Origin of the sequence: Microbacterium keratanolyticum (assembly GCF_016907255.1) — a bacterium.
Classification (GTDB): Bacteria; Actinomycetota; Actinomycetes; order Actinomycetales; family Microbacteriaceae; genus Microbacterium; species Microbacterium keratanolyticum.
Genome location: NZ_JAFBBQ010000001.1, coordinates 1,553,392 through 1,578,051 on the forward strand (window position 1 = coordinate 1,553,392; position 24,660 = coordinate 1,578,051).

Here is a 24,660-nt window from a genome sequence, read left to right on the forward strand (position 1 = left end):
AGAACGGTGACAGCTGCCGACCCCGCTCTCGTTCGCATCCTCGATGCCGACGGCGCGTTCACCCCGAGTCCTGCTGCCGACGAGTATCTGCCGCTGATCGAAGCGCTGACGGATGCCGAGCTCGAGCAGTTCTACCGCGACATGGTCGTGATCCGCGCCGTGGACACGCAGGCGATCAACCTGCAACGTCAGGGCCAGCTCGCCCTGTGGCCACCGAGCCGCGGACAGGAGGCGGCGCAGGTCGGATCCGCGCACGCCGCGCGACCACAGGACACGATCTTCCCCTCGTACCGCGAGCACGTCGTGACCCGCATCCGCGGCGTCGACACGATCGATGTCATCAAGCTCATGCGCGGCATCTCGCACGGCGGGTGGGACCCGACCGATCCCAAGAACGGCAACACGCGTCTGTACACCCTGGTGCTCGGCTCGCAGACGCTGCACGCGACCGGATATGCGATGGGTCTCGCGTTTGACGGCAAGCACGCGTCCGGCGATGCCGACGTCGATCAGGCCGTCATGGTCTACTACGGCGATGGCGCCTCCAGCCAGGGCGACGTGCACGAGGCGATGGTCTTCGCCGCGAGCTACCAGGTGCCCGAGGTCTTCTTCCTGCAGAACAACCAGTGGGCCATCTCGGTTCCGGTCGAGACGCAGTCGCGCGTCCCGCTCGTGCTGCGCGGTCGCGGCTACGGAATGCCCAGCATCCAGGTCGACGGCAACGATGTGCTCGCCAGCTACGCGGTCACCCGACGTGCGCTCGATGAGGCACGCGCCGGCCAGGGCCCTCGGGCGATCGAGGCCGTCACCTACCGCATGGGCGCGCACACCACGACGGACGACCCCACGAAGTACCGCGGGACCGACGAAGAGTCGCAGTGGGCGCAGAAAGACCCGATCGCGCGCATGCGCGCCTTCCTCGAAGGGCGCGGAGCGGCGGCATCCTTCTTCACGGATGTCGACTCGGAAGCCGCCGAGGCCGCCGACGACCTGCGCGTGCGCACGAACGCCCTGCCCGGGCCGGACCCATCGAACATGTTCGACAACGTCTACAGCGAGGCCCACCCGCTCATGGAAGAGCAGCGCGCGTGGCGTGCCCAGTACGAAGCATCCTTCACGACGGAGGAGCAGGCATGACCCTCGAGACGATGACCTTCGCCAAGGCGCTCAACGCCGGTATGCGCAGGGCGATGGAAGACAACCCCAAGGTGCTGCTCATGGGAGAGGACATCGGCCAGCTCGGCGGCGTCTTCCGTGTTACCGAGCACCTGCAGCGTGACTTCGGTCCGCAGCGCGTGCTCGACACCCCGCTGGCCGAGTCCGGCATCGTCGGCACGGCGATCGGACTCGCGATGGCCGGATTCAGCCCGGTCTGCGAGATCCAGTTCGACGGTTTCGTGTACCCGGCCTTCGACCAGATCACCTCGCAGCTTGCGAAGCTGACCTACCGCCACGAGGGCGCGATCTCGATGCCCATTGTCATCCGGATCCCCTACGGCGGGCACATCGGTGCCGTCGAGCACCACCAGGAGAGCCCGGAGGCGTACTTCACGCACACCGCGGGTCTCCGCGTGATCTCACCGTCGACGCCGAACGACGCCTACTGGATGATCCAGGAGGCGATCGCGTCGAAGGATCCCGTCATCTTCATGGAGCCCAAGAGCCGGTACTGGCACAAGGGCGAGGTGGAGACGGATGCCTCGGCCCTGCCGCTGCACGCGTCCCGTGTCGCGCGTCGCGGCACGGATGTGACCCTCGTCGGTCACGGTGCCATGGTCGCGACCCTGCTGCAGGCCGCGGCGCTCGCCGAGTCCGAGGGGACCAGCTGCGAGGTCATCGATCTGCGCTCGCTCTCACCGGTCGACTACGGACCGATCCTCGACTCCGTGCGCTCGACCGGCCGCATGGTCTACGCGCAGGAGGCGCCGGGCTTCAACAGCCTGGGCAGCGAGATCGCGGCGACCGTCATGGAGCGCGCCTTCTATGCGCTGGAGGCTCCGGTGCTGCGGGTGTCGGGCTACGACATCCCCTTCCCTCCGGCGAAGATCGAGGGCGCGTACCTGCCCGACGCCGACCGTATTCTCGAAGCCGTCGACCGCGCGCTCGCGTACTGACCGGCCCCGCCGAAAGGACTCGCAATGAGCACCCAGACCTTCATCCTCCCCGACGTCGGCGAGGGCTTGACCGAGGCCGAGATCGTCACCTGGAAGGTCGCCCCCGGCGACACCGTGGCGATCAACGACGTCATCTGCGAGATCGAGACGGCCAAGTCGCTCGTCGAGCTTCCCTCGCCGCACGCGGGCACGGTCGGCGAGCTGCTGGCCGCGGAGGGGGACACGGTCGAGGTGGGTGCTCCGATCATCACCTTCGTGAGCGCGGATGCTGCGCCCGCCGCCGCTGCGCCCGTGACGCCGTCCGTTCCGGGGGAGAGCGGTGGATCCGTCCTTGTCGGCTATGGCTCCGCGGGTGCGGTGTCCTCGCGGCGCCGCAAGGCCCCGGAGCGTCCGGTGCGCGCATCCGTGGGTGTCGTGGCGAAGCCTCCGATCCGCAAGCTCGCCCGCGATCTCGGTGTGAACCTGGCCGACGTGACCCCGTCGGGTGCGGACGGCGAGGTGACTCGCGATGACGTCGTGAAGCAGGCCGAGCAGGCGAGCGTGTTCCGCAACATCCAGACACCCGAGTGGGGTGCTGTGCGCGAAGAGACCCGGCCGGCACCGGCATCCGCTCCGGTTGGTCTCGCCCGGGGCATCGCCCCCGGCGACCCGGCTCGCACCGAGTCGATCCCCGTCAAGGGCGTGCGCAAGGCGACGTCGTCTGCCATGGTGCAGAGCGCGTACTCGGCGCCGCACGTGACGGTGTGGAAAGAGGTGGATGCCTCGCGCACGATGGAGCTCGTCAAGCGCCTGAAGGCCTCTCCGGACTTCGCCGACATCAAGGTGTCGCCGCTGCTCATCATGGCGCGCGCCGTGATCTGGGCCGCGCGCCGCACTCCCATGGTCAACGCCGCCTGGGTCGACACCGACTCGGGTGCCGAGATCCTGGTGCGCCACTACGTGAACCTCGGCATCGCCGCGGCCACGCCCCGCGGCCTGCTCGTGCCGAACATCAAGGACGCCCAGCTGCTCGGCATGAAGGATCTCGCCCGTGCGCTGGAGCGACTGACGCTCACCGCGCGCGAGGGCAAGACCTCGCCGGCGGATCAGCAGGGCGGCACGATCACCATCACGAACATCGGCGTCTTCGGCATGGATGCGGGCACCCCGATCATCAACCCGGGTGAGGCGGGCATCGTCGCCATGGGCACGATCGCGCAGAAGCCGTGGGTCGTCGACGGCGAGGTGCGCCCCCGCTGGGTGACGACGGTCTCGGGCTCGTTCGACCACCGCGTGATCGACGGCGACGGCATGAGCCGCTTCATCGCCGACGTCGCCGCGGTGCTGGAAGAGCCGGCGCTGCTCGTCGACTGATCGGGGCGATCCCGGCGCCGACTCTGCGGAGCGGGGCCGGTTCCGCGTGTCGTCCCGCGGGAGATCTGCCCTCGCTTGGGCGTGCCGCATGCGACACGCTGTTCGGCGTGAAGTTTCGCCCGCGGGAAGACACGCTGGCTTACGCCTATGAGCGACACGGGCCGGGGGGACCACGCGAGCGAAGCTGTGAACTTCCTTATCGATAACGATTCTCATGTGCGTTATGCTTTTCGAGTGAAGAAGCCCGCCATCACCCTCGTGACCGTCGCCCTGACCGCCCTCGTGCTCACCGGCTGTGCGCCGTTTGCTGCCGAGACCGTGGATGACGGCACGATCGACGTCGTCACGACGACCAATGTCTACGGCGACCTGGCCGCGCACATCGGCGGCGACCGTGTCACGGTGACGGCGCTGATCGACTCGGCCGCGAAAGATCCGCACTCCTACGAGGCATCCGCGCGCGATCGTCTCACCGTGCAGGGCGCCGACCTCGTGATCGAGAACGGCGGCGGCTACGACGCCTTCATGCACGATCTGCTCGACGGCAGCACGGCGACCGTGCTGACAGCGGTCGAGTACTCACATGACTTCCCGGGCAATGAGACGCATGAAGAAGATGCGGATGCTGCGCACGATGAGGCCGCCCACGACGCCGAGTCGCACGACGAACATGCGCACGACCACGGCGACCACGAGCACATCGAGGGCTTCAACGAGCACGTCTGGTTCGACCCGCACACCGTCAGCCACCTGGTCGACGACATCGCTCGCACCCTGACCGAGCTCGACCCCGAAAGGGCCGAGACGTTCGCCGCGAACGCCGCCGAGCTGCAGACAGACCTGGAGGGGTTCGAAGCCCAGCTCGCCCAGCTCAAGACGGATGCCGCCGGCGCGGGAGTCTTCGTCACCGAACCGGTTCCCGGCTACCTCGCCGTCGCCGCCGGGCTCACCGACCTCGCCCCCGAGGGCTTCGCCGCGGCGGTGGAAGAGGGGCGCGATGTGCCGCCCGCGATGCTGCTCAACGCCCTCGACGTCATCGCTTCCGGCGACGTCAAGGCCGTGCTCAGCAACGCCCAGACCGGTGGTGCGGAGACGGAGCGCATCGAGACCGCCGCTCGCGACGCGGGAATCCCCGTCGTCGGATTCCGCGAGATCCTGCCCAAGGGAACCACGTACTCTGAATGGATGACGTCTGCGATTGACTCTCTCGTCGCGGCTCTGACCGCATGAGCGTGCTGGAGATCCGCGGCGCGAGCCTGCGCCGCGGCCAGCGCGAGCTCTGGGCCGGACTCGACCTGAAGGTCGAGCCGGGGGAGTTCATCGCGGTGCTGGGTCCGAGCGGCTCGGGCAAGACGACGCTGCTGCGCAGCATCCTGGGTCTCCAGCCGCTCAGCGAGGGAAGCATCGAGGTCGAGGGGTCGCCGGTCCGCCGCGGCAACCGTCGCATCGGGTACATCCCGCAGCACCGCCCGTTCGCACCCGACACCGGGATGCGCGCGCGTGACGTCGTCGCGCTCGGCGTGCAGGGCACCCGCTTCGGCCCGCCGGTGCCGCGCCGTGGTGATCGTGAGCGGATCGACGGCGTCCTCAGCGCGGTTGGCGCCGAGCACTACGCGAACCGTCGCGTCGGCGAGCTCAGCGGTGGCGAGCAGCAGCGCCTGCGCGTCGGGCAGGCGCTCGTCGATTCCCCGTCGCTCCTGCTCTGCGACGAGCCACTGTCGAGCCTCGACCTCGCCAACCAGCAGGGCGTGATCGAGATCATCGATCGCCAGCGTCGCGAGCACAATGCGGGCGTCCTGTTCGTCACCCACGACATCAACCCGATTATGGGCAAGGTCGACCGCATCCTCTATCTCGCCCGCGGTCGCTTCATGCTCGGCACCCCGGACGAGGTGCTGCAGAGCCGCGTGCTCACCGACCTGTATGGCGCTCCGGTGTTCGTGCTGCGCGCGGGAGACCGGCTGGTCGTCGTCGGTGTCCCCGACGCCGATGCCCACGACCACGGAGGCGACGAATGAGCCTCGGGATGCTTCCCACCGTCGACTGGAGCGACATCTTCTCGTTCCAGGACTACGGCGCACTCGTGGCGCTGCTGGCGAACTCGATCATCGCCGGCGCGGTGCTCGGTGTCGTCGGCGGACTCATCGGCGTCTTTGTGATGCAGCGCGACCTCGCCTTCGCCGTGCACGGCATCAGTGAGCTCTCCTTCGCGGGAGCCGCCGCGGCCCTGCTCTTCGGCGGAAGCGTCGTGGCGGGCTCGGTCGGCGGCGCACTCGTCGCGGCGATCATCATCGGCGTGCTCGGCTCTCGGGCGCGCGACCGCAACTCGGTCGTCGGTGTGCTGATGCCGTTCGGGCTGGGCCTCGGCATCCTGTTCCTCTCGCTCTACGACGGACGCAGCGCCAACCAGTTCAGCCTCCTCACTGGGCAGATCGTCTCGGTCTCCAGCCCTGACCTGGGCTGGCTCGTCGGTATCAGCGCGATCGTGCTGGTCGGCCTCGTGCTGATGTGGAACCCACTGCGCTACGACTCGCTCGATCCCGTGTCGGCGCAGGCGCGCGGTGTGCCCACGCGCACCGTCAGCATCGTCTTCATGGTGTTGCTGGGACTCATCGTCGCGGTCAGCGTGCACATCATCGGCGCGCTGCTCGTCATGGCTCTGCTCGTGACGCCTGCAGCCGCCGCGATGCGGGTGGCCGCGGGACCGGTTCTCGTGCCACTTCTCGCCGCCCTGTTCGGTTTCACGGCGGCCGTCGGCGGCATCCTGCTCGCGCTCGCAGGCACCCTCCCTGTGAGCCCGTACATCACCACGATCTCGTTCGCGATCTACGGAGTCTGCTGGCTGGTGAGCCGTGCACAGGGGCGGGTTCGTCCCGAACGCAGAGCGCGCATCGCGGGCTAAGCTACAACCACCCCACGCCGTCGCCGAGCGGGTATCGGTACGGTCTTCCTTCCTCGCTGTCTCACATCGCCCCGGATGCTGCAGATGCCGCGAGAGCTGAATCAGGAGAGGTCGCACGTGACCGAGCAGAGCACGACCGAGAACGAGCAGGGCGACTTCTTCGACCAGCTCATCGACCGCAACCCGCGCGAGCACGCCTCGTTCACGGTGGCCTTCCGCGGCTACGACCGCGACGAGGTCGACGCCTCCGTCACGGCACTGCGTGCAGAGGTGCGCCGCCTGACCGAGCGCCTCGATTCTATGAATGACCGCACCCGCGACGAGATCGAGCGTGCGCGTGAGCAGATCCGCCGCGAGAGCGATGAGGCGGCGCAGGCGTCTCAGGAGGAACGCGACGAGGTCGAACGCGCGTCGCGTGAAGAGCTCGAAGAAACCGCCCGTGCGCAGCGTGAAGAGCTGGAAGAGGCACTGCGTGCGGCGAAGGCAGAGGCTGCCGACGCCGAGTCCGCTCGTCAGGCCGCCGAGGCCGAGCGCGCGACCGCCGAGGCGAAGGTGGCAGAGGCTGCGGAGCAGGTTGCCGCTCTCACGGCCGAGCTCGCTGGCAGCACCGCCCTGGCCGACGCGGATGAAGCGTCGTCGCGTCAGCAGTTCGACGCCGTCCTTCGTGTGGCCGAAGAGCAGGCCCGCTCGCTGATCCAGAACGCCGCCGTGCAGTCCGAGCGCCTTCTCGAAGCCGCTCGCGAAGAGGTCGCCGTCAAGCGCGCCGACCTTGAGGTCGATGTCGCCCGCATCACGACGCAGGCACAGCACGACGCCGACCAGGTGCGCCTGAAGATCGAGACCGAGTACACCGCCCACGAGGCGCGCATCGAGCGTGAAGCCGCCCACGCCGCCGAGAAGGCCGCGCAGGCCGAGCGCGAGGCTGCGGCCATCCGCACAGAGGCAGAGAAGGGCGCCGCGGCGCTGCGCGCGCTCGTCACGCGTGAGGTCACCGACCTGCGCACCGACGCAGAGCGCAGCGCTCGCGAGATGAACGCGCGCACGCTCGAGTTCGAGGAATCGCTGGCACGCCGTCAGGACGACGCGCAGCAGGAGTTCCTGGTGCTGCACGAGCAGGCCGTCGCGCACGCGGAGCGCATCACGTCCGACGCGAACGAACAGGTCTCCTCCTCGCTCGAGCACGCGAAGCGCATCTCTGCCAAGGCGGATGACTACGAGCGTGTGGCGCGCACGCAGGCGCAGGCGGTCGACGCCGACGCCCAGGCGCGGGCACGCGAGACGCTGGAGCGCGCACGCGTCAAGGCGCAGAAGATCGTCGAGACGGTCGCAGAGCACACCAACACGGTGCTTCGCGACGCAGAAGACCGCGCCCGTCAGCTGCGCTGGCAGCAGCAGCAGATGTCGAGCTTCATGGCTGAGGTGCGCGAGCTCATCCGTCCCGATGGTGTGCTGTCCGCGGCTGCGACGGACGACGAGCAGAAGGCGGATGCTCCTGCACCGGCCGAGTCCGTTGAGGGGACGCCGGCTGAGGGCGCGGATGCTCCCGCGGAATCCGCCGCGAAGGCCGATGCGGATGCTCCCGCGAAGTCGCCCGCGATCACAAAGCCGACCCCGAAGAAGAAGGGCTGATCCGCGCTCTCAGGGCTCTGTCACGAGGCCGGATCTAGACTCGAATCATGGCTCAACGCAACACCTGGCAGCGCGAACGCGTGCGCGAGGCACTCGCCGACGTGCGGGGCTTCGTGAGCGCGCAGACGCTGCACGGCACACTGCGCGACGAGAACACGGGCATCGGCCTGGCTACGGTCTACCGTGCGCTGGCGGGCCTTGTGGCGTCCGGCGATGCGGATTCGCTGCTGAGCCCCGACGGTGAGGCGCTCTACCGCGCGTGCAGCACGCAGGGGCACCACCATCACCTCATCTGCCGCCGGTGCGGACTCACGGTCGAGATCGAAGCGACCGACGTCGAACAGTGGGCACAGCGCACCGCGGCGATGCACGGGTTCCGCGATGCGGAGCATGTCGTCGACGTCTTCGGGCTGTGCACCCCCTGCGCGAAGGCCAAAGCTCGCGCCGAGGCCTGACCGTGGCTGTCGTCACCCGCACAGGGCGCCCCTCCGCCGCGATCGGCGCCGGCATCGGCATCCTGATCATCGCGGCCTTGGTGCTGCTCGATCTCTTTGCGCCGGCTCTGTTCCCCATGTCGCTCCCCGAGCGTGCACAGGACGGACTGACCCTCGCGCTCAGCGTGCTCTTCGAGGCTCTGCCGTTCGTGATCCTCGGCGTGCTGCTGTCGATCGTCGTGCAGGTGTGGCTGCCGACGGGCGCGATCGAGCGCATCCTGCCGCGCCGCGGGTGGGCGCGCCGGGCCGTCCTCTCGCTGCTGGGCATGTTCATCCCGGTCTGCGAGTGCGGCAACGTGCCGTTCGCGCGCGGCCTGATGATGCGGGGTCTCGCCCCGGCGGAGGCACTGACCTTCCTGATGGCGGCGCCGATCGTGAACCCGATCGTGATCCTCACGACGCACGCCGCGTTCGGCTGGGACGGAGGCATCCTCGTGGCACGCCTCGTGGGCGGCTACCTGATCGCCAACCTGATCGGCTGGATCTACTCCCGGCACCCTTCGCAGGACGCGCTGTTGACCTCGCGGTTCATTGCGACCTGTGAGCGCGTCGCCGTCGAGCCGGGAGCACCGGTCCGCCGCAGCCTCACCCAGTTCCTGATCGAGCTGCGTGCCGTGATGCCTGCGCTCGTGATCGGGTCGGCGCTCGCGGGAGCCGTGCAGGTGCTCGTGCCGCGCGACGCCCTGCTCGCGATCGGCGCGAACCCGGTGCTGTCGATCGTGGCGATGATCGCGCTGGCGATGACGGTCGCGATCTGCTCGAACGTCGACGCCTTCTTCGCGCTGTCCTTCGCTTCGACGTTCTCGCCGGGTGCCCTCATCGCCTTCCTGCTCGTCGGCCCGCTCGTCGACGTCAAGATGCTCGCGCTGCTGCGTACGACCTTCACGACGCGCACTCTCGTCGGCCTTGTCGTGATCGTGGTGTTGAGCGCCTTCGCGATCGGAATCGGGGTGAACGTCTTTGGCTGACATCTCGCTGTCGACTCCGGATGCTGCGGCGCACCGCCATCCGTCGCGCGCGGCCGCGCTCGGCAGCCGGTGGCTCGGCGTCGGCCTTGCTGCGGGCATTTCCGTCGTCACTCTGATGCTGGCGTTCGCGGGCCAGCTCACCCTCTACATCAGCCCGGAATCCGTCTGGTTCGCGTGCGCCGCAGCGGTCGTGACGATCGCCGGGGCGGTCTGGTCGTGCACACTGCCCCTCGGCGCCGAGAGCGATCACGATCACGATCACGACCACGGCGAGGCATCCGGTGGTCGACGCGCGGTCGCCGTCGGTGCCACGGCCGTCGGCGGGGTCATCGCGACCGCCGTGGTCGCCGGCGCCGTGCTGCTTCCTCCTGCCTCGCTGTCGGTGAGCCTGGCGCTCTCCCGCGACACCGGTGGCGCCGGTCTCTTCGCAGGCGCGGATGTCGCGACGCTGGGCGCCGCGAGCGACACGAGCTCGTTCGGTGTGGGGGAGTGGTCGACGGTCTTCGCCACCGCCACGCGTCCAGAACTGTACGACGGAGCCGCCGTGACCCTCACGGGGTTCCTGACACCGGGTGCGGATGACAGCGCGCAGCTGACCAGACTCGTCATCACGCACTGCGTGATCGATGCGCAACCCGCCTCCGTGCCCGTGGATATCGCCGACTGGCAGAGCGACTACGCCGTGGGCGACTGGGTGGAGATCGCCGGAACCGTGCGTGTCGCATCCGACGGCTCGCTGAGCATCGAACCGGCCGATGTCGCGCCGATCGAAGAGCCGGGGGATCCCTATGAGCACTGACGTGCCCGATCCCTCGCACGCCACGGGCGATGCCCCGGAGCCGCGGCCCATGACGCGCGCCGAAGCCCGCGCGCTGCGAGAGGCCGCCGAGGCCGCGCAAGCGACCCAGGCGGAAACCCCCGCCCCCGCGGAGGCATCCGGCCCCGCGTCGCCTTCCGGCCCACCCATCCCCACTCCTTCCACTCCGCTTTCCTCGGAGGAGCTTCCGGTCGGTTACGCAGCCCCAGAACCGACGAAACCCTCCTCTCATCCGCGCTCTTCGCGCCGATTCCTGCTCCTGTTCGCGTCCGTGCTCGGCGTCCTCGCCGTCGTGGTCGGAGCGCTCAGCGCGGTGAGCCTCGTGCAGGGGCCCCGGCTCGCGAGCGTGCAGGTGGATCCGAGCGGCGCTGTCGAAGCATCCGGAAGCCGCCTGATCCTCACCGCCAACCAGGCGCTCGCGCCGATCGACGAATCTCAGGTGAGCATCGAACCGGACGTGCCGTTCACGATCGACAGCACCGGGCGTGCGCTGGGCGTCCGCTTCACGGTGCCGCTGCACGATGACACGGTCTACACCGTGCGGGTCGACGACGTCACCGGCGTCGGCGGCGGGCCGAGTGCGGTGCTGGAGACGGAGTTCCGTACCCCGAAGACGCACATCTTCCTTCTGCAGCGCAGCGTCGATGGCGACGACAAGATCTTCCGCACCGACCTCACCGGACAGAAGGCCGTCGCGGTGTACCAGCACCCACAGATCGACGACTTCCGCGCGACGGCGAACGAGCTCATCGTCGCGGTCGAAGACGGGGGCACGTCGAGTCTCATCGCGATGGACCGCGACGGGAAGAACGAACGCGAGCTGCCGCTGCCGGGCGTCGGCTACGTCTCGACGCTGCAGGTGTCCGACCGAGGGGGACTCGTCGGCTACACCTTCACCGACAAGAACCTGTCGGCGACGCAGGGGCGCGCGAGCGTGCTCGCGACCCAGTCGCTGCGTGATGCGAACGCCGAGCCGCAGCTCATCGAGATCGGTGGCGAGCCTGCGAGCATCGCGTCGTGGGAGTTCGTTCCGGATGCTGCTGCGGTGCTGTTCGTCGACTTCGACGGCACGCTCTCCCTGGACGACCGTTCGGGCGATGCCGGCCCGCAGACGTTGGGACTGGCGCAGTCGATCCAGGCGCTCTCGCGAGGTACGTACACGGCGATCATCGAGCGCACCGAGGGTCTCTTCGTGCTCGACCTCGCCGACGGTGCGGAGGAGCCCCTCGCCCTCTCCGTCCCGGACTTCGGCACCCCCGTGGGCATCACCCTCTACCCCGGCGGTGAACTGCGTCACGTGATCGCGCGCGACGCGGGGGGTCTACCCACCGGGCAGGCGATCATCCGCGTCGACGATGACGGCGCGGCACAGCCGCTGTTCGAGGTCTCCAGCACGGACTCGATCGTGCAGAGCTGCGCCTCCCCGAGCGGCCGCTACGCTGCCGTCTCGGTCGCCCCCGACCTGCTGAACAACCCCTACGACCGTTCACTGCTGCCGATGCCCGAGACGGTGCAGACGCACCTCATCGAGATCGCGACGGGAGAGGAGCTGGTCGTGCTGGCAGGTTTCGACACCTCCTGGTGCGCGAAGGGGCCGCGCCGATGAGTGCAGAGGCGAGGATGCTGCGCCGTGCGAGCCGCGCGGACCTGGCGGGTCTCCCCGCAGACGTCGCGCCCTCCCTGCTCGGTGCCGAGCTGCGCACGATCGTCGGCGGATCCGAGGTGCGGGTACGCATCACCGAGGTCGAGGCGTATCACGGGCACGGCACAGGTGAGGTGGCTGACCCCGGATCTCACGCCCGGATGGGACGGACCGCCCGGAACGCGACGATGTGGGGAGAGCCCGGCCATCTCTACGTCTACCTCAGCCATGGCATCCACTCCTGTGTGAACGTGGTCTGCGGACGTGAGGGCGAGGCCGGAGGAATCCTCCTTCGTGCCGGCGAGATCATCTCAGGCGTCGAGACCGCGGCAACGCGACGCGGTGCGACGGCGCCCCTGCGCGCGACCGCCCTGCGTGATCTCGCCCGTGGCCCAGGACGCTTCGGTCAGGCGGTCGGCCTGCGGCATCCGATCCACGACGGCATCGATGCGATCACGGGGATCGCGCAGGCCGGAGCATCCGCCGAGCTGTGGCTGGGTGCGCGCGAAGCGGATGTCGCCAGTGGACCGCGCGTCGGCGTTGCCGGCCTCGCCGGAACGGCCGCATTCCCCTGGCGGTACTGGATCGCCGGTGACCCGACCGTCTCGCCCTTCCGATGGGGACGCGGAGCAGCAGAAGCCGCTCGTGCCGCGTCCCTGACGGGCGACGTCGACAGCGCGCAGCATCTGTCGCTCTCGTCCACCGACACGCCCGGCTTCTGAGGCGTGCTAAACTGACTCCTTGTCTGTGCGCACTCCTGTGCACAGTTCGCATACTTCCCCTTCCTGAGGCCGAGAAATCGGCGAGGGACGGCTGTGTGCAGACAAGGGATCTTGGGTGAGGCCGTCCGGCCTCACGGTAATGAAGGAGTCACAACATGGCAGCAGTGTGCCAGGTGACCGGAGCTGTTCCCGGCTTCGGACACAACATCTCGCACTCGCACCGCCGGACGAAGCGTCGCTTCGACCCGAACGTGCAGAAGAAGACCTATTTCGTGCCGTCGCTCGGTCGTAAGATCACGCTGAACGTGTCCGCCAAGGGCATCAAGGTGATCGACGTTCGCGGCATCGAGAACGTGGTCAACGACCTCCTTGCGAAGGGTGTGAAGCTCTAATGGCCAAGAAGGCACAGGACGTACGTCCGATCATCAAGCTGCGTTCGACGGCAGGTACGGGCTACACGTACGTCACCAAGAAGAACCGTCGCAACACCCCCGACCGCCTGGTGCTGAAGAAGTATGACCCGGTCATCCGTCAGCACGTCGAATTCCGCGAGGAGCGTTAATCATGGCGAAGAAGAGCAAGATCGCTCGCAACGAGCAGCGCAAGGTGGTCGTCGACCGCTACGCAGAGCGTCGCCTCGAGCTGAAGAAGACCCTGATCGACCCGAACGCGACCGACGAGGCCCGTGAGGCTGCACGCGTCGGCCTGCAGAAGCTCCCGCGCAACGCGTCGCCGGTGCGTGTGCGTTCGCGCGACGTCATCGACGGCCGCCCCCGCGGTGTCCTCACGAAGTTCGGCATCTCGCGTGTCCGCTTCCGTGACATGGCACACCGTGGCGAGCTGCCCGGCGTGACCAAGTCGAGCTGGTAAGCATCGCTTTCTGAAAGGGGCGGGGTTCTTCGGAACTCCGCCCCTTTTGCGTGCCTTCGGCGGCTTTGCGCCGCGCTGTGGTTTGTCCCTGTTTCTTGTTTGTCCCTGCTTCTTGTTGCCCTGTTTCTTGTTTGCCCTGTCTTTGGCCCGGCCCCCATGTGCGGAGGAGTTCTCACGGATCGGAGGACTCTCCCGCGCGATTCGTCCTCCGTTCGGGGAGGACTCCTCCGGAGCCGGAGCCGGAGCCGGAGCCGGAGCCGGAGCCGGAGGCGTACGCCTCCGCACGGCCCGCGCGTGTTCTGCACGTCGCCCCGGGTGAGGTTCTTCTCCACAAGCCGAGCCGTCGGAGGCATCCGGGTGCTGCGCACTCGCCATCCTCGAGGCATGCACCCGATCGATGCTCTCCGTCCCCGCGCCGGCGTCGCGCCGATCGCCGCGCTTCGGCGTGATGGCGTCTCGGAGCATGCCCTGCGCACGGCGCGCGAGCGCGGCCAGATCTTCTCCGTGCGGCGCGGGTGGGTGGCCCTTGCCGGAGCCGATCCGATGCTTGTGGCCGCCGCGCGGCGGGGCGTCATGCTGACGTGTGTCACACTCGCGGCGCGCAGGGGCCTCTGGGTGCTTGAGCAGGATGGTCCCCATGTCGCGGCACATCCGAAGTCGGGTCGTGCGCGGGTTGATCGAGGCGTAGTCCATTGGAACGTGCCGGTGTTTCCGCGTGACCGGGAGTCCTGCGAGGACTCGCTGGAGAACGCCCTCATCCAGGTGGCACGATGCCAGCCGTATGAGCAGGCTCTGGTGGTGTGGGAGTCGGCGCTCAAGAAGAAGATGCTCGATCCGCAGGTGCTTGCCCGCGTTCCGCTGCCTCCCGCGGCTCGTAGGATGCTTGCGGATGCACGCCCGTTCGCGGATGCAGGCACGGAGACGATCTTTCTTACGCGCCTGCGCTGGCTTGACGTCCCGATCGTGCCGCAGGTGTGGGTTCTCGGGCATCGCGTGGACTTTCTTCTGGGCGAGCGGCTGGTCGTTTAGATCGACGGCGGACACCACGTCGGGGCGCAGCGCACGAGCGACATTGCGCACGACGCACTGCTGAAGCTGCACGGCTACCACGTGATCCGCGTCAGCTATGAGCAGCTGATTCATCAGTGGCCGCGCTTGCAGGCGACGATCATGGCGGCCATCGCGCAGAGGCTCCACTGCGCCGCCTGACTGCACCCGCGAAGGGAGGAGAACTCCCTGATCGGAGGAGGGCTGTCTCTCCTGCATCCGCCGATCAGGGAGAACTCCTCCGAAGCCCTGGGACGTCGCGAAACTCCGGGCTCAGCCCCTCCGCCTGTGACTGGAGTGACGAAAGTAGCGCGACACGCCGACCGAATTCGTCAAATTCCGCGAAATGACGCGGAAATTCGGGCAGAGATTGATACATTCAAGGCGGTCGTTCCGACCATCGGGGGGCATCCGCTCTTCGACTTTCTGAACACGATGTGACGGAATCTCCGTCGCTGGAGGATGCAATGGCTGACAAGTCCATCACCAAGACCGAGCTCGTCGCGAGCATCGCAAGCGCCACCGGTCAGAGCCAGGCCGCCGTTTCCGGCGTTCTCGACGCACTGTTCTCCACGGTCGCCGACGCTGTTGCCAAGGGCAGCAAGGTCTCGATCCCGGGCTGGATCGCGTTCGAGCAGGTCGCAACCGCTGCTCGCACGGGCCGCAACCCGCAGACCGGTGCCGAGATCAAGATTCCGGCCGGCCACCGCGTGAAGGTGACCGCTGGTTCCAAGCTCAAGGCAGCCGTCAAGTAAGACCGCCTGTCGCAGAAGGCCGCTCTCTTCGGAGGGCGGCCTTTCGCGTTCCCGGTTCTCCACAGTTCTCGAAATCGCGGCAGCGCGACGGATGCTGACCCCTACACTGGCGCGCATGACCTCCGCCCCGGGCCCTGTGCCCTCCCTGTCTTCTGGCGCCCTCCGCCGGGAGACGCTGCTGCACGACTCCTCCCGGTCCCGCTGGGGCGGCACCGGGCCTCGGCCCGTCCGTGCGCACATCCTGCGCCCCGCGGGCGAGGGTCCGCACCCGGTCGTGCTGCTGTCGCACGGCACGGGTGGGGCGTTCGACGACCTTCAGTGGCTTGCGGATGCGCTCGTGTCGGCGGGCTTCCTCGTTGCAGGCGTCGACCATCACGGCAACTCCACAGCCGATGAGTACCTTGTCGAGGGGTTCGCCTTCGTCTGGGAGCGCCCTCGTGACCTCGACGTGCTGCTCACGCATCTGCGCGACACCGAGCAGATCGATCCGCGCAGCATCGGTGCGGCCGGGTTCTCGCTCGGCGGGTACACGGTGGCGGCAGCCCTGGGGGCCCGTGTGAGCCCGACCACGGCCGCCGGCGTTCTGCTGGGACTCGTGCCCACCCCGCCGCTGCCCGAGTTCCCCGATCTCATCCCGGAGCTGCGGGCGCGCTATCCGCACGACGAGCTTCTCGCCCAGATCGTGAGCGGCACAGGCTCACAGCGCATCCCTGAGGTGCGGGCCGGCCTGCTTCTCGCTCCAGCGATCTGCGACCTGCTCGACCCCACAAGCCTCGCCGAGATCGCCGCCCCCGTCTCGATCCTCTGGGGCGATGCCGACGACAACGCCGTTCCCTCTCGAAACGCGCACGTCTACCGCGACCGGATCCCCGGGGCGACGGGTGAGAGCGTCGGCGCGGATGTCGGTCACTATGTCTTCACGGCGGATGCCGCCGATCCGACGGACGTCCGGGCGCGCACCGCATCCGCGGCAGTGGCGTTCTTCAGCGCGGCTCTGAGCCCGGGCGGCGCCGCTCATTAACGCGCCTAGGCTGGAAGGGTGAATACGCGCGTGCCCTCCGCCTCCCCGCTCTATCGAGTCGCGGGTCTCACGATCCTGGTGGTGGCCTCGCTGGTCGGGCTCGTGATCGCCCTGATCGCCGGTGGCGGTGCCGCTCCGCTGCTGCTCGGAGACGCGGGTCCTGTCGTGCGCTGGGGGCTTCCGCTCGCGAAACTGCTGAGCAACCTGTCGGCCGCGGTCATGATCGGCTCGCTCGTCCTGGCTCTGTTCGCGTTGCGCAGCGATGAGCGCAGCTTCGCGATCGCGTTCGACACGGCCTCGATCGGCGCGGCCCTGTTCACGGTGACGTCCGCAGTGGCGGCCTTCTTCACCTTCCTCATCTCGTTCAATCCGCAGCTGAGCCTGTCGACGGAGTTCGGTGCGCAGCTGGGGCGCTTCCTCTTCGAGCTGCCGCTGGGTCAGTCGTGGATCATCACCGTCCTCGTCGGCGCGGTCGTCACGATCATGGCCTTCGCCTCGCGCTCGTGGACGGCAGGACTGTTCACCGCCGTCATCGCCGTCGCGTCTCTGCTTCCCATGGCTCTTCAGGGGCACTCGGGTGATCTCGAGGGCCACACGACGGCGGTCAACTCGATCCTGCTGCACACGGTCGGAGCCGCGGTCTGGGTGGGCGGTCTGGCCCTGCTGATCGTTCTGCGCAGTGCGCGCCGCAGTGACGCGAAGGCGAAGGAAGCTCCGGCCACGCCCCTCAACAGCGTCCTGCGCCGCTACTCGTCGCTGGCGCTCGCCGCCTTCATCGTCGTGGGCGTCTCCGGCATCGTGCGCTCGCTCGTCGCGATCGGCACCTGGGAAGGCCTGTTCACGCCCTACGGGGCGATCCTCCTGGCGAAGACCGTGCTCCTCGGCCTCCTCGGTGCCTTCGGCGTCTGGTACCGCGCGCGGCTGATCCCGCGGATCGACGACGCCAAGAGCGGCGCGAGCCGGTGGTTCTGGATGCTGGTGCTGGGCGAGCTCGCCCTCATGGGCCTCGCCTCGGGAGCCGCTGCGGCTCTGGCGCGCACGCCCCCGCCGATCGGCGAGGAGCCCCCGGCCGTGCGCACGCCGGCCGAGATCCTGACGCGTTCGCCGCTGCCGCCCGAGTTCACGATCGACCGCTGGTTCACCCAGTGGGACGTCGACATCCTGTGGGTCGTCGCGGCCGGCTTCGGCGCAGTCCTGTACATCGCCGGTGCGCTGCGTCTGCGCCGTCGCGGCGACACCTGGCCGGTGCATCGCACGATCTTCTGGATTCTCGGACTCCTGCTGCTCGTCTGGGTCACCGGTGGGCCCATCAATGCATATCAGGAGTACCTGTTCAGCGTGCACATGCTCGGGCACATGATGCTGTCGATGGCGATCCCTCTGCTGCTCGTGATGGGCGCCCCGGTCACCCTTGCGCTACGAGCCATCGAGAAGCGCGACGACGGCACCCGCGGTGGCCGTGAGTGGATCATGTGGGCGGTGCACTCGCCGTACTCGCGCATCATCACGAACCCCTTCGTCGCAGCCGCGATCTTCGTGCTGTCGCTGTGGGCGTTCTACTTCACCGACATCGTGCGGTGGACGATGAAGGAGCACCTCGGGCACGAGTGGATGATCATCCACTTCCTGATCTCGGGCTACCTGTTCGTGCTGTCGCTCATCGGCACGGACCCGGTTCCGAAGCGTCTGCCGTACCCGGGTCGGCTCATCACCCTCATCGCGGTCATGGCCATGCATGCCTTCTTCGGGATGGCGATCATGATGCAGGAGGGCCTGATCGTCGCGGAGTGGTTCGGCTCGATGGGGCGCACCTGGGGTCCGACACCGATGGAGGACCAGTACATCGGCGGCGGCATCGCCTGGTCGATCGGTGAGATCCCGACGCTGATCGTCGCGGTGACCGTGGCCGTGCAGTGGAGCCGCAGCGACACGCGTGAGGGGCGCCGTTCCGACCGGCATGCCGACCGCACCGGCGACGCGGAACTCAACGAGTACAACGAGCAGCTTGCGGCTCTCGCTGAGCGTGACCGGCGACGCGCGGAGCGGGAGCAGGCTGCACGCGGCAACCGCTGAGCGCTGGCGGCGGAGAGGCTCTGCGGACCTGCGGACTACTCCGCGGGCGCGCCGATCCGGATCGAGGCGGAGCCGTCGGGCAGGATCGTGATCGTGCCGTCGACCCGGAACGGCACGTCCTCGGAGAGTTCGGTGACCTCGCCGTCGAAGAGGGACTTCACCTCGACGTCGATGTGGGCGACGGCCGATGCCGGCAGGATCTTCCAGTTCGCGCCATCGGGCACGACGCTGATGACGGGCATCTCGATGATCGACCAAGCGGGCGCGCTCGTGACGCGATTCTGCACCTGCAGGCCGAACGGGCAGGCCGTGGGCTGCAGCACTTCCTGCTGCGCACACGCCGTCAAGAACTCGCTGACGCGGGTGGTCACGGTCTCGGTGAATGCCTCGGTGGGTTCGGTCTGCACGTTCAGCGGAACGGTCACGAGCGGAGCATCCGCCAGCACTCCCACCGGATCGGCGGTCGAGATCATCGTGTCGACCGCCACGGTGTACAGGCCCGGTGAGAAGACGAGCAGGGGCAGCGGTTCGAGCGGGGGCGCCTCGATGCCCCCTGCGGCGACCTGGCGGCGATCGAGCGTGAAGCCGTTGACGCTGAACTCCTCGGCGCCCCGGAGCGTCAGTTCGATCACCGACAGGGGACTCTGCGCGAAAGCCCACGACGGGGCGACGCCGATCCAGCCCAGCTGGTGCACGCGGAAGGTCGTGGTTCCTGCGTGGGAGCCGGCGTTGTACGTGGCGGTGACGAGGAACTCGTCGCCCTCCCTGCGCTGGTCGACGATCTCGACGTCGCTCAGCGTGTTCAGCGCGGCGCGGCGCAGCAGCACGTCTGAGGCGGTGCCGAGGATGTCGGTCGTGGCGAGGTCGGTGTGACTGATCGCGACGCCCGGCAGCTGCAGTGCGTCGGCGGCGCGGCCCTCTTCCAGGAGGGAGAGGTAGCGCTGGACGAACGCAGCCGGGCTGTAGAACTCGCGGTACAGCGCGGCACCTCCGGCACCGATCGCGGCGACGAGCAGCAGGCCGACCACCAACAGGAGGGTCAGATCGTTGGTCAGGTTCGCAGGACGACGGGCGGATGCGGCGCGGCGCGCTCTGCCGGATCGGGTCGGCGGGCTCGCCGATGAATCCGCCACCCCCTGCCTCTGCGCCATGCGCTCAAGTCTAGGCAGAGCGTGCTGGGTCTCTCCCGAGTGCCTCCCGGGAAGGCTGCGGGGCCGGTCTCGACCGTGCTGTCCGCCGTACCATGGAGGGGCGCTTCGCACCCGAAGCGCATGCAGAGCCGAGAGTTCGAGAGCGCGTTGAGCATCCCCACCCTGTCCGAGGAGCAGCAGGAGCTGTTCCGTCTCATTGAGGACACCAGGGAGCACGTCTTCGTGACGGGACGCGCCGGCACCGGGAAGTCGACGCTTCTGCAGCACTTCGCGTGGAACACGAGCAAGCAGATCGCCGTGTGCGCGCCGACGGGCGTCGCCGCGCTGAATGTCGAGGGGCAGACGATCCACTCGCTCTTCAAGCTTCCGATCGGACTGATCGCCGATACGCAGATCGATCAGTCGGATGCGACCCGTCGCATCTTGAACGCGATCGACACGCTGGTGATCGACGAGGTCTCGATGGTGAACGCCGACCTCATGGACGGCATGGACCGGGCACTGCGCCAGGCTCGCGGGCGGCGGTCCGAGCCCTTCGGCGGGGTGCAGGTCGTGATGTTCGGCGACCCGTATCAGCTGGCTCCGGTTCCCCCGCGTGGCGACGAGGCCCGCTACATCGAAGATCACTACCGCTCCTTCTGGTTCTTCGACGCGAAGGTGTGGGCGGGGTCGGTCGAGAATGCCGAATCCGGTCTGCTCGACCTCGGGCGACACGGGGCGCACCTGCATGTGCGGGAGCTCGTCCAGATCCACCGCCAGTCGGATGACGGCTTCAAGGCCATGCTGAACGCGGTGCGCTACGGCAGGGTGACCGCCGACATCGCGGAGAAGCTCAACACGGCCGGCGCCCGTCCCGCGCCTGAGCCCGCGCCCGGTGAGACGCCCGTGATCACCCTCGCGACGCGCAATGACATCGTCAACAGCATCAATCGCCGTCATCTCGCCGCCCTTCCCGGCCGCGAGCAGACGGCGAAGGCGGAGGTGAACGGTGACTTCGGGCGCGGCGAGTCCGCGTTTCCCGCGGATTCCGAACTCAAGCTCAAGGTCGGTGCGCAGGTCATGTTCCTGCGCAATGACGTCTCTCAGCAGGGGGATCCGCCGCGGTGGGTGAACGGGACGATCGGCACCGTGCAGCGCATCCTCGGTGACAGCGTGCGCGTCGAGATCGACGGCGAGAGCGTCGACGTCGAGCCCGCCGTCTGGGAACGCTTCCGCTACGCCTACAATCCCGGCACCAAGACGCTCACCCGCGATGTGGTCGCGGAGTTCACCCAGTTCCCGCTGCGCCTGGCGTGGGCCGTCACGATCCACAAATCGCAGGGCAAGACCTACGACCGGGCGGTGATCGATCTCGGCTCGGGCGCCTTCGCACCCGGCCAGACGTACGTCGCCCTGAGCCGACTCACTTCACTCGATGGGCTGCACCTGTCGCGGCCGCTGCGGCCCAGCGACATCCGTGTGGACCCGGACGTGACGCGCTTCATGAAGGCCGCATGGGAGGCGCGCAACGCTGCGGCCGGCGCGGAGATCCCGGCGAAACAGGGCTGACCTGCGGCATCCGGAAAACAGCGAAGCCTCCGTGCAGGACGGAGGCTTCGTGCGGATGCTTCGGCTCAGGCGGCCCGGCGTTCGCGGTCGAGCTCTTCGAAGAGCTCCGTGTTGAACCGGTACGCGAGGATGACCTCCTCGATGACGCGCTCGCGCTCCGTGTCGTCCCAGGGGGCGGCATCGAGCTGTTCGCGGTAGACGTTCTTGAACTCGTTCGGGTCGGCGATCGCGTCGAACAGGTAGAAGCCGATGCCGTTCGTCTCGAAGCCGAAGCGACGTGCCATGACGCGGCCGATGAAGATGCCGCCGGAGAGGTCGCCGAGGTAGCGCGTGTAGTGGTGTGCCACGAAACCACCCGCCCACGTCGCGCCGACCTTGCGAATGCGGTCGACGTAGCGCTGCGTGGTCGACAGCGGAGAGATCTTCTCGCGCCAGTCGGCACCGATCAGGAACTCGAGGTCGGCTTCGAGCGCGGGAAGGCGCGTCAGCTTGTCGGAGAGGAAGGTGGATGCCACGGCATCGTTGCGCATCAGCTCACCGGCGGCCTCAAGGGCCTCGTAGATGAAATAGTGCTGCGCGACGAGGTTGACGTAGTCTTCGCGCGACCCCTCGCCCTTGAGGAGGTCGGCCATGAAGCCGGCGTGCTCGCTTCGGGAGTGCGAGCCGGACGAACGCTCACGGAGCGCCGTCGAGAAGGAGATGATCTCGGTCATGCTCCTAGTGTAAGGGTGACCTTACCTTCGGCGAAGACGAAGATTTCGTGACGTGTCAGTGCGGGCGCGGTGTGATGCCCAAGACCGCGCAGGCGGCGTCGTACAGGGCCACGATCTCGCGGCGCACCTCCGGGCGCTCGGTGATGGCCCCACCCGGCCACGGCACGCGCAGTTCCTCGGGCGCAGCATCCGCATCGGCCCTGCGAATCTCCCACACGCCGGCATCCCCATCGAAGGTGACCATCGTCGCGGCCGTCACATCGGATCCGCCGAAGGCGCGGCCGATGAGCAGATTGTCGTCGCGGTGATCGTCGTTCATGTGATGCAGGACGGCGGCGATGACCTCAGGAGAGAAAGGGGAGGACACCCGGCCACTCTACGCCCGATCCAGGATCATCCTCGAGGTGGATAGGATCGCGCGCGCAGGCAACCTAGACTCGAAGGGGAGCTCAGGGGGTTTGATGCAGGTCACAGCAAAGCAGCGCATGCGCGCCGCGGTCGTCGGCGTCGCCGCGCTCGCACTGGTGCTGACCGGATGTGCCGGGGCTTCAGGCTCGATTTCGTACGCCGGTCCCGCGCAGGTTGACGGTGCGCTGCCGCAGGAGACACAGGCACAGCTCAACGATGCCGTCACGCATGCGATGGCGGCCTCCGGTGCATCGGGTGCGATCGTCGGTGTGTGGGCGCCCTGGAGTGGCAGCTGGGTCACCGGTCTCGGTACGCAGACGGTCGACGGTACGACCGCCGTCGACGCCGAGATGTCCTTCCGTGTGGGTGATGTCACCCGTCTCATGACCTGCGACGTGCTCTACGCGCTCGCCGACCGAGACATCCTCGAACTCGACGACCCGGTCACGAAGTACGTCTCGGGCGTCGCCGACCTGTCTTCTGTGACACTCGTCCACCTCTGCAACGGCACGGGCGGGCTCGGCTCCTCCGCCGCTGTGGTGGGGCCGTCGATGCTGAACACCCCGAACCGTGCCTGGAACCCCAAAGAGCTCGCCAGCTTCGGTCTGGAGCGTTCGCGCCTGGCACCCGGCCTTCAGTACCAGGATTCGGATGCCGGCTACCTTCTGCTCGGGCTCGCGATGGAGCGCGCATCCGGAAAGAAGATGGAAGAGCTGATCGACGAGTACGTGGCGGAGCCGCTCGATCTCGACAGCACGAAGCTTCCCGGCTCGGCACCGGGCACTCCGGGTGATGCACCGCTCAACGGGCACTTCCTGTTGCCCGCAGAAGAGGGCGGCATGAACTGTGCGGCACCTGTCGACATCACGACGAGCTCCGCGAGCGCCGGGTTCTCCAATGCCGGCGCCGTGTCGACCATCACCGATCTCGGACGCTACGCGCAGGCAGAAGCGGTCCAGGCGCTGCGCATTCGCGAGAAGCCCCAGCGCTACGCCGAGGCCATGCCCGCGTACGCAGACGCGCCGTCCTGGCTGCAGGCCACCGGCGGCGGCTTCATGGTCGGATCCATGATCGGGCAGCACGGCTGGGCGCCTGGCTATCTCACCGCCGCGTACTCCGACCCGACCACCGGGTTCACGGTCGCGGTCGTGCTCAACAACTCCGCTGCCGGCAAGGACCTCATCGCGGCTCTCGCCTGGGAGCTCGCCGCGATCGCCTCCAAGGCACCGGCCGCCGCCGGACAGACCGCGCCCGAGTTCGGCCTGCCATTCACGGCCGAGCAGTACCGAGAGCAGGTCACGGCACTCGCGGTGTGCCCGATTGCGCCGCCCGCAGATGAGACTGCGCCGGTGGAGGGCGAAGAAGAAGAAGGCTGAGCCGCCTCCGCGGACTGACCGAGAGGGGCAGCATGGCGATCATCGACAACGGGATCTACGTCGACGGTGTGCGCACGTCGAATCCGGCGACGCTCGATGAGACGTACGAGCTCATGCGTCATCGCGGTGGTGTGGGCTGGATCGGCCTGTATCGCCCGAGCGAGACGGAGATCCGCTCGGTGGCGCAGGAGTTCGGGCTGCATGAGCTCGCCGTGGATGACGCTCTCGCCGGGCACCAGCGCGCGAAGCTGGAACGCTACGGAGACACGCTGTTCGTGGTGCTGCGTCCCGCCCGCTATCTCGATCCACTCGAGGAGGTCGAGTTCGGCGAACTGCATGTGTTCGTGGGACCCAACTTCGTGGTCACGATCCGCCACGCCGAGTCGCCCGACCTGGGTGCGGTGCGACGGCGTCTGGAAGCCGATCCGGCGATGCTCGCCCGTGGGCCGGAGGCGATCCTGTACGCGATCCTCGATGAAGTCGTGGACGAGTATATGCCGGTGCTCGCGGGCCTCGAGAACGACATCGACGAGATCGAAGGGCAGCTGTTCGTCGAAGAAGCCGATGTGACGCAGCGCATCTACGAGCTCGCCCGTGAGGTCATCGACTTCCAGCGGGCGACGCAGCCGCTCGCGGCCATGCTGGAGGCGCTGCTGCGCGGCTCGGAGAAGTACGCCGTGGATGTGGAGCTGCAGCGCCACCTGCGCGATGTGCTCGATCACGTGCTGCGGGTGAGTGAGCGTTCGGCATCGTTCCGCAGCATCCTCGACAACGCTCTGACGGTGGAGTCGACGATCGTCGCGCGCCGACAGAACGAGGAGATGCGTCGGATGACCGAGCTGAGCGTCCATCAGAACGAGGAAGTCAAGAAGATCTCCTCCTGGGCGGCGATCCTCTTCGCTCCGACGGTCGTCGCCGGCATCTACGGCATGAACTTCACCGAGATGCCGGAGCTGGAGTGGGTGTTCGGGTATCCGATGGCTGTGGGGTTGATGCTCGCCATGGCCGGTGGCCTCTACCTGGTGTTCAAGAGACGGGGCTGGCTGTAGTCCGGCAC

25 protein-coding genes are annotated in these 24,660 nt (G+C 68.1%); 22 read left to right on the forward strand and 3 right to left on the reverse strand.

Annotation, left to right across the window (positions count from 1 at the left end; genetic code table 11):
- Positions 1-6 precede the first annotated feature (6 nt).
- The 19 genes from JOD62_RS07395 (at position 7) to JOD62_RS07485 (ending at position 18,407) form a co-directional block, all read left to right on the forward strand.
- Positions 7-1,137 (forward strand): thiamine pyrophosphate-dependent dehydrogenase E1 component subunit alpha, encoded by a 1,131-nt coding sequence (locus JOD62_RS07395; RefSeq protein ID WP_204938656.1) that lies wholly within the window; start codon positions 7-9, stop codon positions 1,135-1,137.
- The gene (locus JOD62_RS07400) at positions 1,134-2,114 is read left to right on the forward strand and encodes an alpha-ketoacid dehydrogenase subunit beta (RefSeq protein ID WP_204938657.1); all 981 of its coding nucleotides are present in this window, start codon (positions 1,134-1,136) and stop codon (positions 2,112-2,114) included. Before JOD62_RS07395 ends, JOD62_RS07400 begins: the two co-directional genes overlap by 4 nt.
- 24 nt (positions 2,115-2,138) lie before the next feature.
- Positions 2,139-3,467: a dihydrolipoamide acetyltransferase family protein gene (locus JOD62_RS07405; protein ID WP_204938658.1), complete on the forward strand. Its 1,329-nt coding sequence runs from the start codon at positions 2,139-2,141 to the stop codon at positions 3,465-3,467.
- Positions 3,468-3,701: 234 nt separating this feature from the next.
- Positions 3,702-4,697: a metal ABC transporter solute-binding protein, Zn/Mn family gene (locus JOD62_RS07410; RefSeq protein WP_271171474.1), complete on the forward strand. Its 996-nt coding sequence runs from the start codon at positions 3,702-3,704 to the stop codon at positions 4,695-4,697.
- Positions 4,694-5,485 carry a metal ABC transporter ATP-binding protein gene (locus tag JOD62_RS07415; RefSeq protein ID WP_204938660.1) on the forward strand — a complete coding sequence of 264 codons (792 nt, stop codon included), beginning with the start codon at positions 4,694-4,696 and terminating at the stop codon, positions 5,483-5,485. Before JOD62_RS07410 ends, JOD62_RS07415 begins: the two co-directional genes overlap by 4 nt.
- Complete coding sequence (locus tag JOD62_RS07420) at positions 5,482-6,369, forward strand: metal ABC transporter permease (protein WP_239526589.1); 888 nt, start codon at positions 5,482-5,484, stop codon at positions 6,367-6,369. Before JOD62_RS07415 ends, JOD62_RS07420 begins: the two co-directional genes overlap by 4 nt.
- 117 nt (positions 6,370-6,486) lie before the next feature.
- Positions 6,487-7,998, forward strand: coding sequence for a coiled-coil domain-containing protein (locus JOD62_RS07425; protein ID WP_204938661.1), 1,512 nt, complete (start codon positions 6,487-6,489; stop codon positions 7,996-7,998).
- Positions 7,999-8,045: 47 nt separating this feature from the next.
- Complete coding sequence (locus tag JOD62_RS07430) at positions 8,046-8,453, forward strand: Fur family transcriptional regulator (protein ID WP_204938662.1); 408 nt, start codon at positions 8,046-8,048, stop codon at positions 8,451-8,453.
- 2 nt (positions 8,454-8,455) lie between these two features.
- A complete protein-coding gene (locus tag JOD62_RS07435) occupies positions 8,456-9,460 on the forward strand; it encodes a permease (protein WP_271171475.1) in 1,005 nt (334 codons plus the stop codon).
- Positions 9,453-10,259 (forward strand): TIGR03943 family putative permease subunit, encoded by an 807-nt coding sequence (locus JOD62_RS07440; RefSeq protein WP_239526591.1) that lies wholly within the window; start codon positions 9,453-9,455, stop codon positions 10,257-10,259. Before JOD62_RS07435 ends, JOD62_RS07440 begins: the two co-directional genes overlap by 8 nt.
- Positions 10,249-11,883 carry a hypothetical protein gene (locus tag JOD62_RS07445; protein ID WP_204938663.1) on the forward strand — a complete coding sequence of 545 codons (1,635 nt, stop codon included), beginning with the start codon at positions 10,249-10,251 and terminating at the stop codon, positions 11,881-11,883. The genes JOD62_RS07440 and JOD62_RS07445 overlap by 11 nt, the downstream gene beginning before the upstream one ends.
- Positions 11,880-12,641: a DNA-3-methyladenine glycosylase gene (locus tag JOD62_RS07450; protein WP_204938664.1), complete on the forward strand. Its 762-nt coding sequence runs from the start codon at positions 11,880-11,882 to the stop codon at positions 12,639-12,641. Before JOD62_RS07445 ends, JOD62_RS07450 begins: the two co-directional genes overlap by 4 nt.
- A gap of 155 nt (positions 12,642-12,796) precedes the next feature.
- Complete coding sequence (gene rpmB / locus JOD62_RS07455; protein ID WP_204938665.1) at positions 12,797-13,033, forward strand: 50S ribosomal protein L28; 237 nt, start codon at positions 12,797-12,799, stop codon at positions 13,031-13,033.
- Positions 13,033-13,203, forward strand: coding sequence for a 50S ribosomal protein L33 (gene rpmG, locus JOD62_RS07460; RefSeq protein ID WP_017203558.1), 171 nt, complete (start codon positions 13,033-13,035; stop codon positions 13,201-13,203). The genes rpmB and rpmG overlap by 1 nt, the downstream gene beginning before the upstream one ends.
- A 2-nt stretch (positions 13,204-13,205) precedes the next feature.
- The gene (rpsN, locus tag JOD62_RS07465) at positions 13,206-13,511 is read left to right on the forward strand and encodes a 30S ribosomal protein S14 (RefSeq protein WP_204938666.1); all 306 of its coding nucleotides are present in this window, start codon (positions 13,206-13,208) and stop codon (positions 13,509-13,511) included.
- Between the two features lie 384 nt (positions 13,512-13,895).
- Complete coding sequence (locus JOD62_RS14870; RefSeq protein ID WP_239526592.1) at positions 13,896-14,540, forward strand: DNA/RNA helicase; 645 nt, start codon at positions 13,896-13,898, stop codon at positions 14,538-14,540.
- Between the two features lie 485 nt (positions 14,541-15,025).
- The gene (locus tag JOD62_RS07475; RefSeq protein ID WP_204938667.1) at positions 15,026-15,313 is read left to right on the forward strand and encodes an HU family DNA-binding protein; all 288 of its coding nucleotides are present in this window, start codon (positions 15,026-15,028) and stop codon (positions 15,311-15,313) included.
- A 115-nt stretch (positions 15,314-15,428) separates the two neighbouring features.
- Entirely contained in the window at positions 15,429-16,334 is a 906-nt protein-coding gene (locus JOD62_RS07480) for an alpha/beta hydrolase family protein (RefSeq protein WP_204938668.1), read from the forward strand.
- An 18-nt stretch (positions 16,335-16,352) separates the two neighbouring features.
- On the forward strand, positions 16,353-18,407 hold the full coding sequence (locus JOD62_RS07485) for a cytochrome c oxidase assembly protein (RefSeq protein ID WP_204938669.1): 2,055 nt from the start codon (positions 16,353-16,355) through the stop codon (positions 18,405-18,407).
- Between the two features lie 35 nt (positions 18,408-18,442).
- Here JOD62_RS07485 and JOD62_RS07490 read toward each other — a convergent pair whose 3' ends face one another.
- Positions 18,443-19,558 carry a hypothetical protein gene (locus JOD62_RS07490; protein ID WP_239526594.1) on the reverse strand — a complete coding sequence of 372 codons (1,116 nt, stop codon included), beginning with the start codon at positions 19,556-19,558 and terminating at the stop codon, positions 18,443-18,445.
- A 120-nt stretch (positions 19,559-19,678) separates the two neighbouring features.
- Here JOD62_RS07490 and JOD62_RS07495 point away from each other — a divergent pair, with 120 nt between their 5' ends.
- Positions 19,679-21,106, forward strand: a complete 1,428-nt coding sequence (locus tag JOD62_RS07495) for an ATP-dependent DNA helicase (protein WP_407666007.1) — start codon at positions 19,679-19,681, stop codon at positions 21,104-21,106.
- Positions 21,107-21,171: 65 nt separating this feature from the next.
- On the opposite strand, the gene JOD62_RS07500 is transcribed toward JOD62_RS07495, so the two are convergent.
- Positions 21,172-21,819: a biliverdin-producing heme oxygenase gene (locus JOD62_RS07500; protein ID WP_204938670.1), complete on the reverse strand. Its 648-nt coding sequence runs from the start codon at positions 21,817-21,819 to the stop codon at positions 21,172-21,174.
- A gap of 55 nt (positions 21,820-21,874) precedes the next feature.
- Complete coding sequence (locus JOD62_RS07505; RefSeq protein WP_271171476.1) at positions 21,875-22,186, reverse strand: DUF2470 domain-containing protein; 312 nt, start codon at positions 22,184-22,186, stop codon at positions 21,875-21,877.
- A 94-nt stretch (positions 22,187-22,280) separates the two neighbouring features.
- Here JOD62_RS07505 and JOD62_RS07510 point away from each other — a divergent pair, with 94 nt between their 5' ends.
- Together JOD62_RS07510 and corA are read left to right on the forward strand one after the other, a co-directional pair.
- Entirely contained in the window at positions 22,281-23,603 is a 1,323-nt protein-coding gene (locus tag JOD62_RS07510) for a serine hydrolase domain-containing protein (protein WP_204938671.1), read from the forward strand.
- 32 nt (positions 23,604-23,635) lie between these two features.
- Complete coding sequence (gene corA / locus JOD62_RS07515; protein WP_204938672.1) at positions 23,636-24,652, forward strand: magnesium/cobalt transporter CorA; 1,017 nt, start codon at positions 23,636-23,638, stop codon at positions 24,650-24,652.
- Positions 24,653-24,660 lie beyond the last annotated feature (8 nt).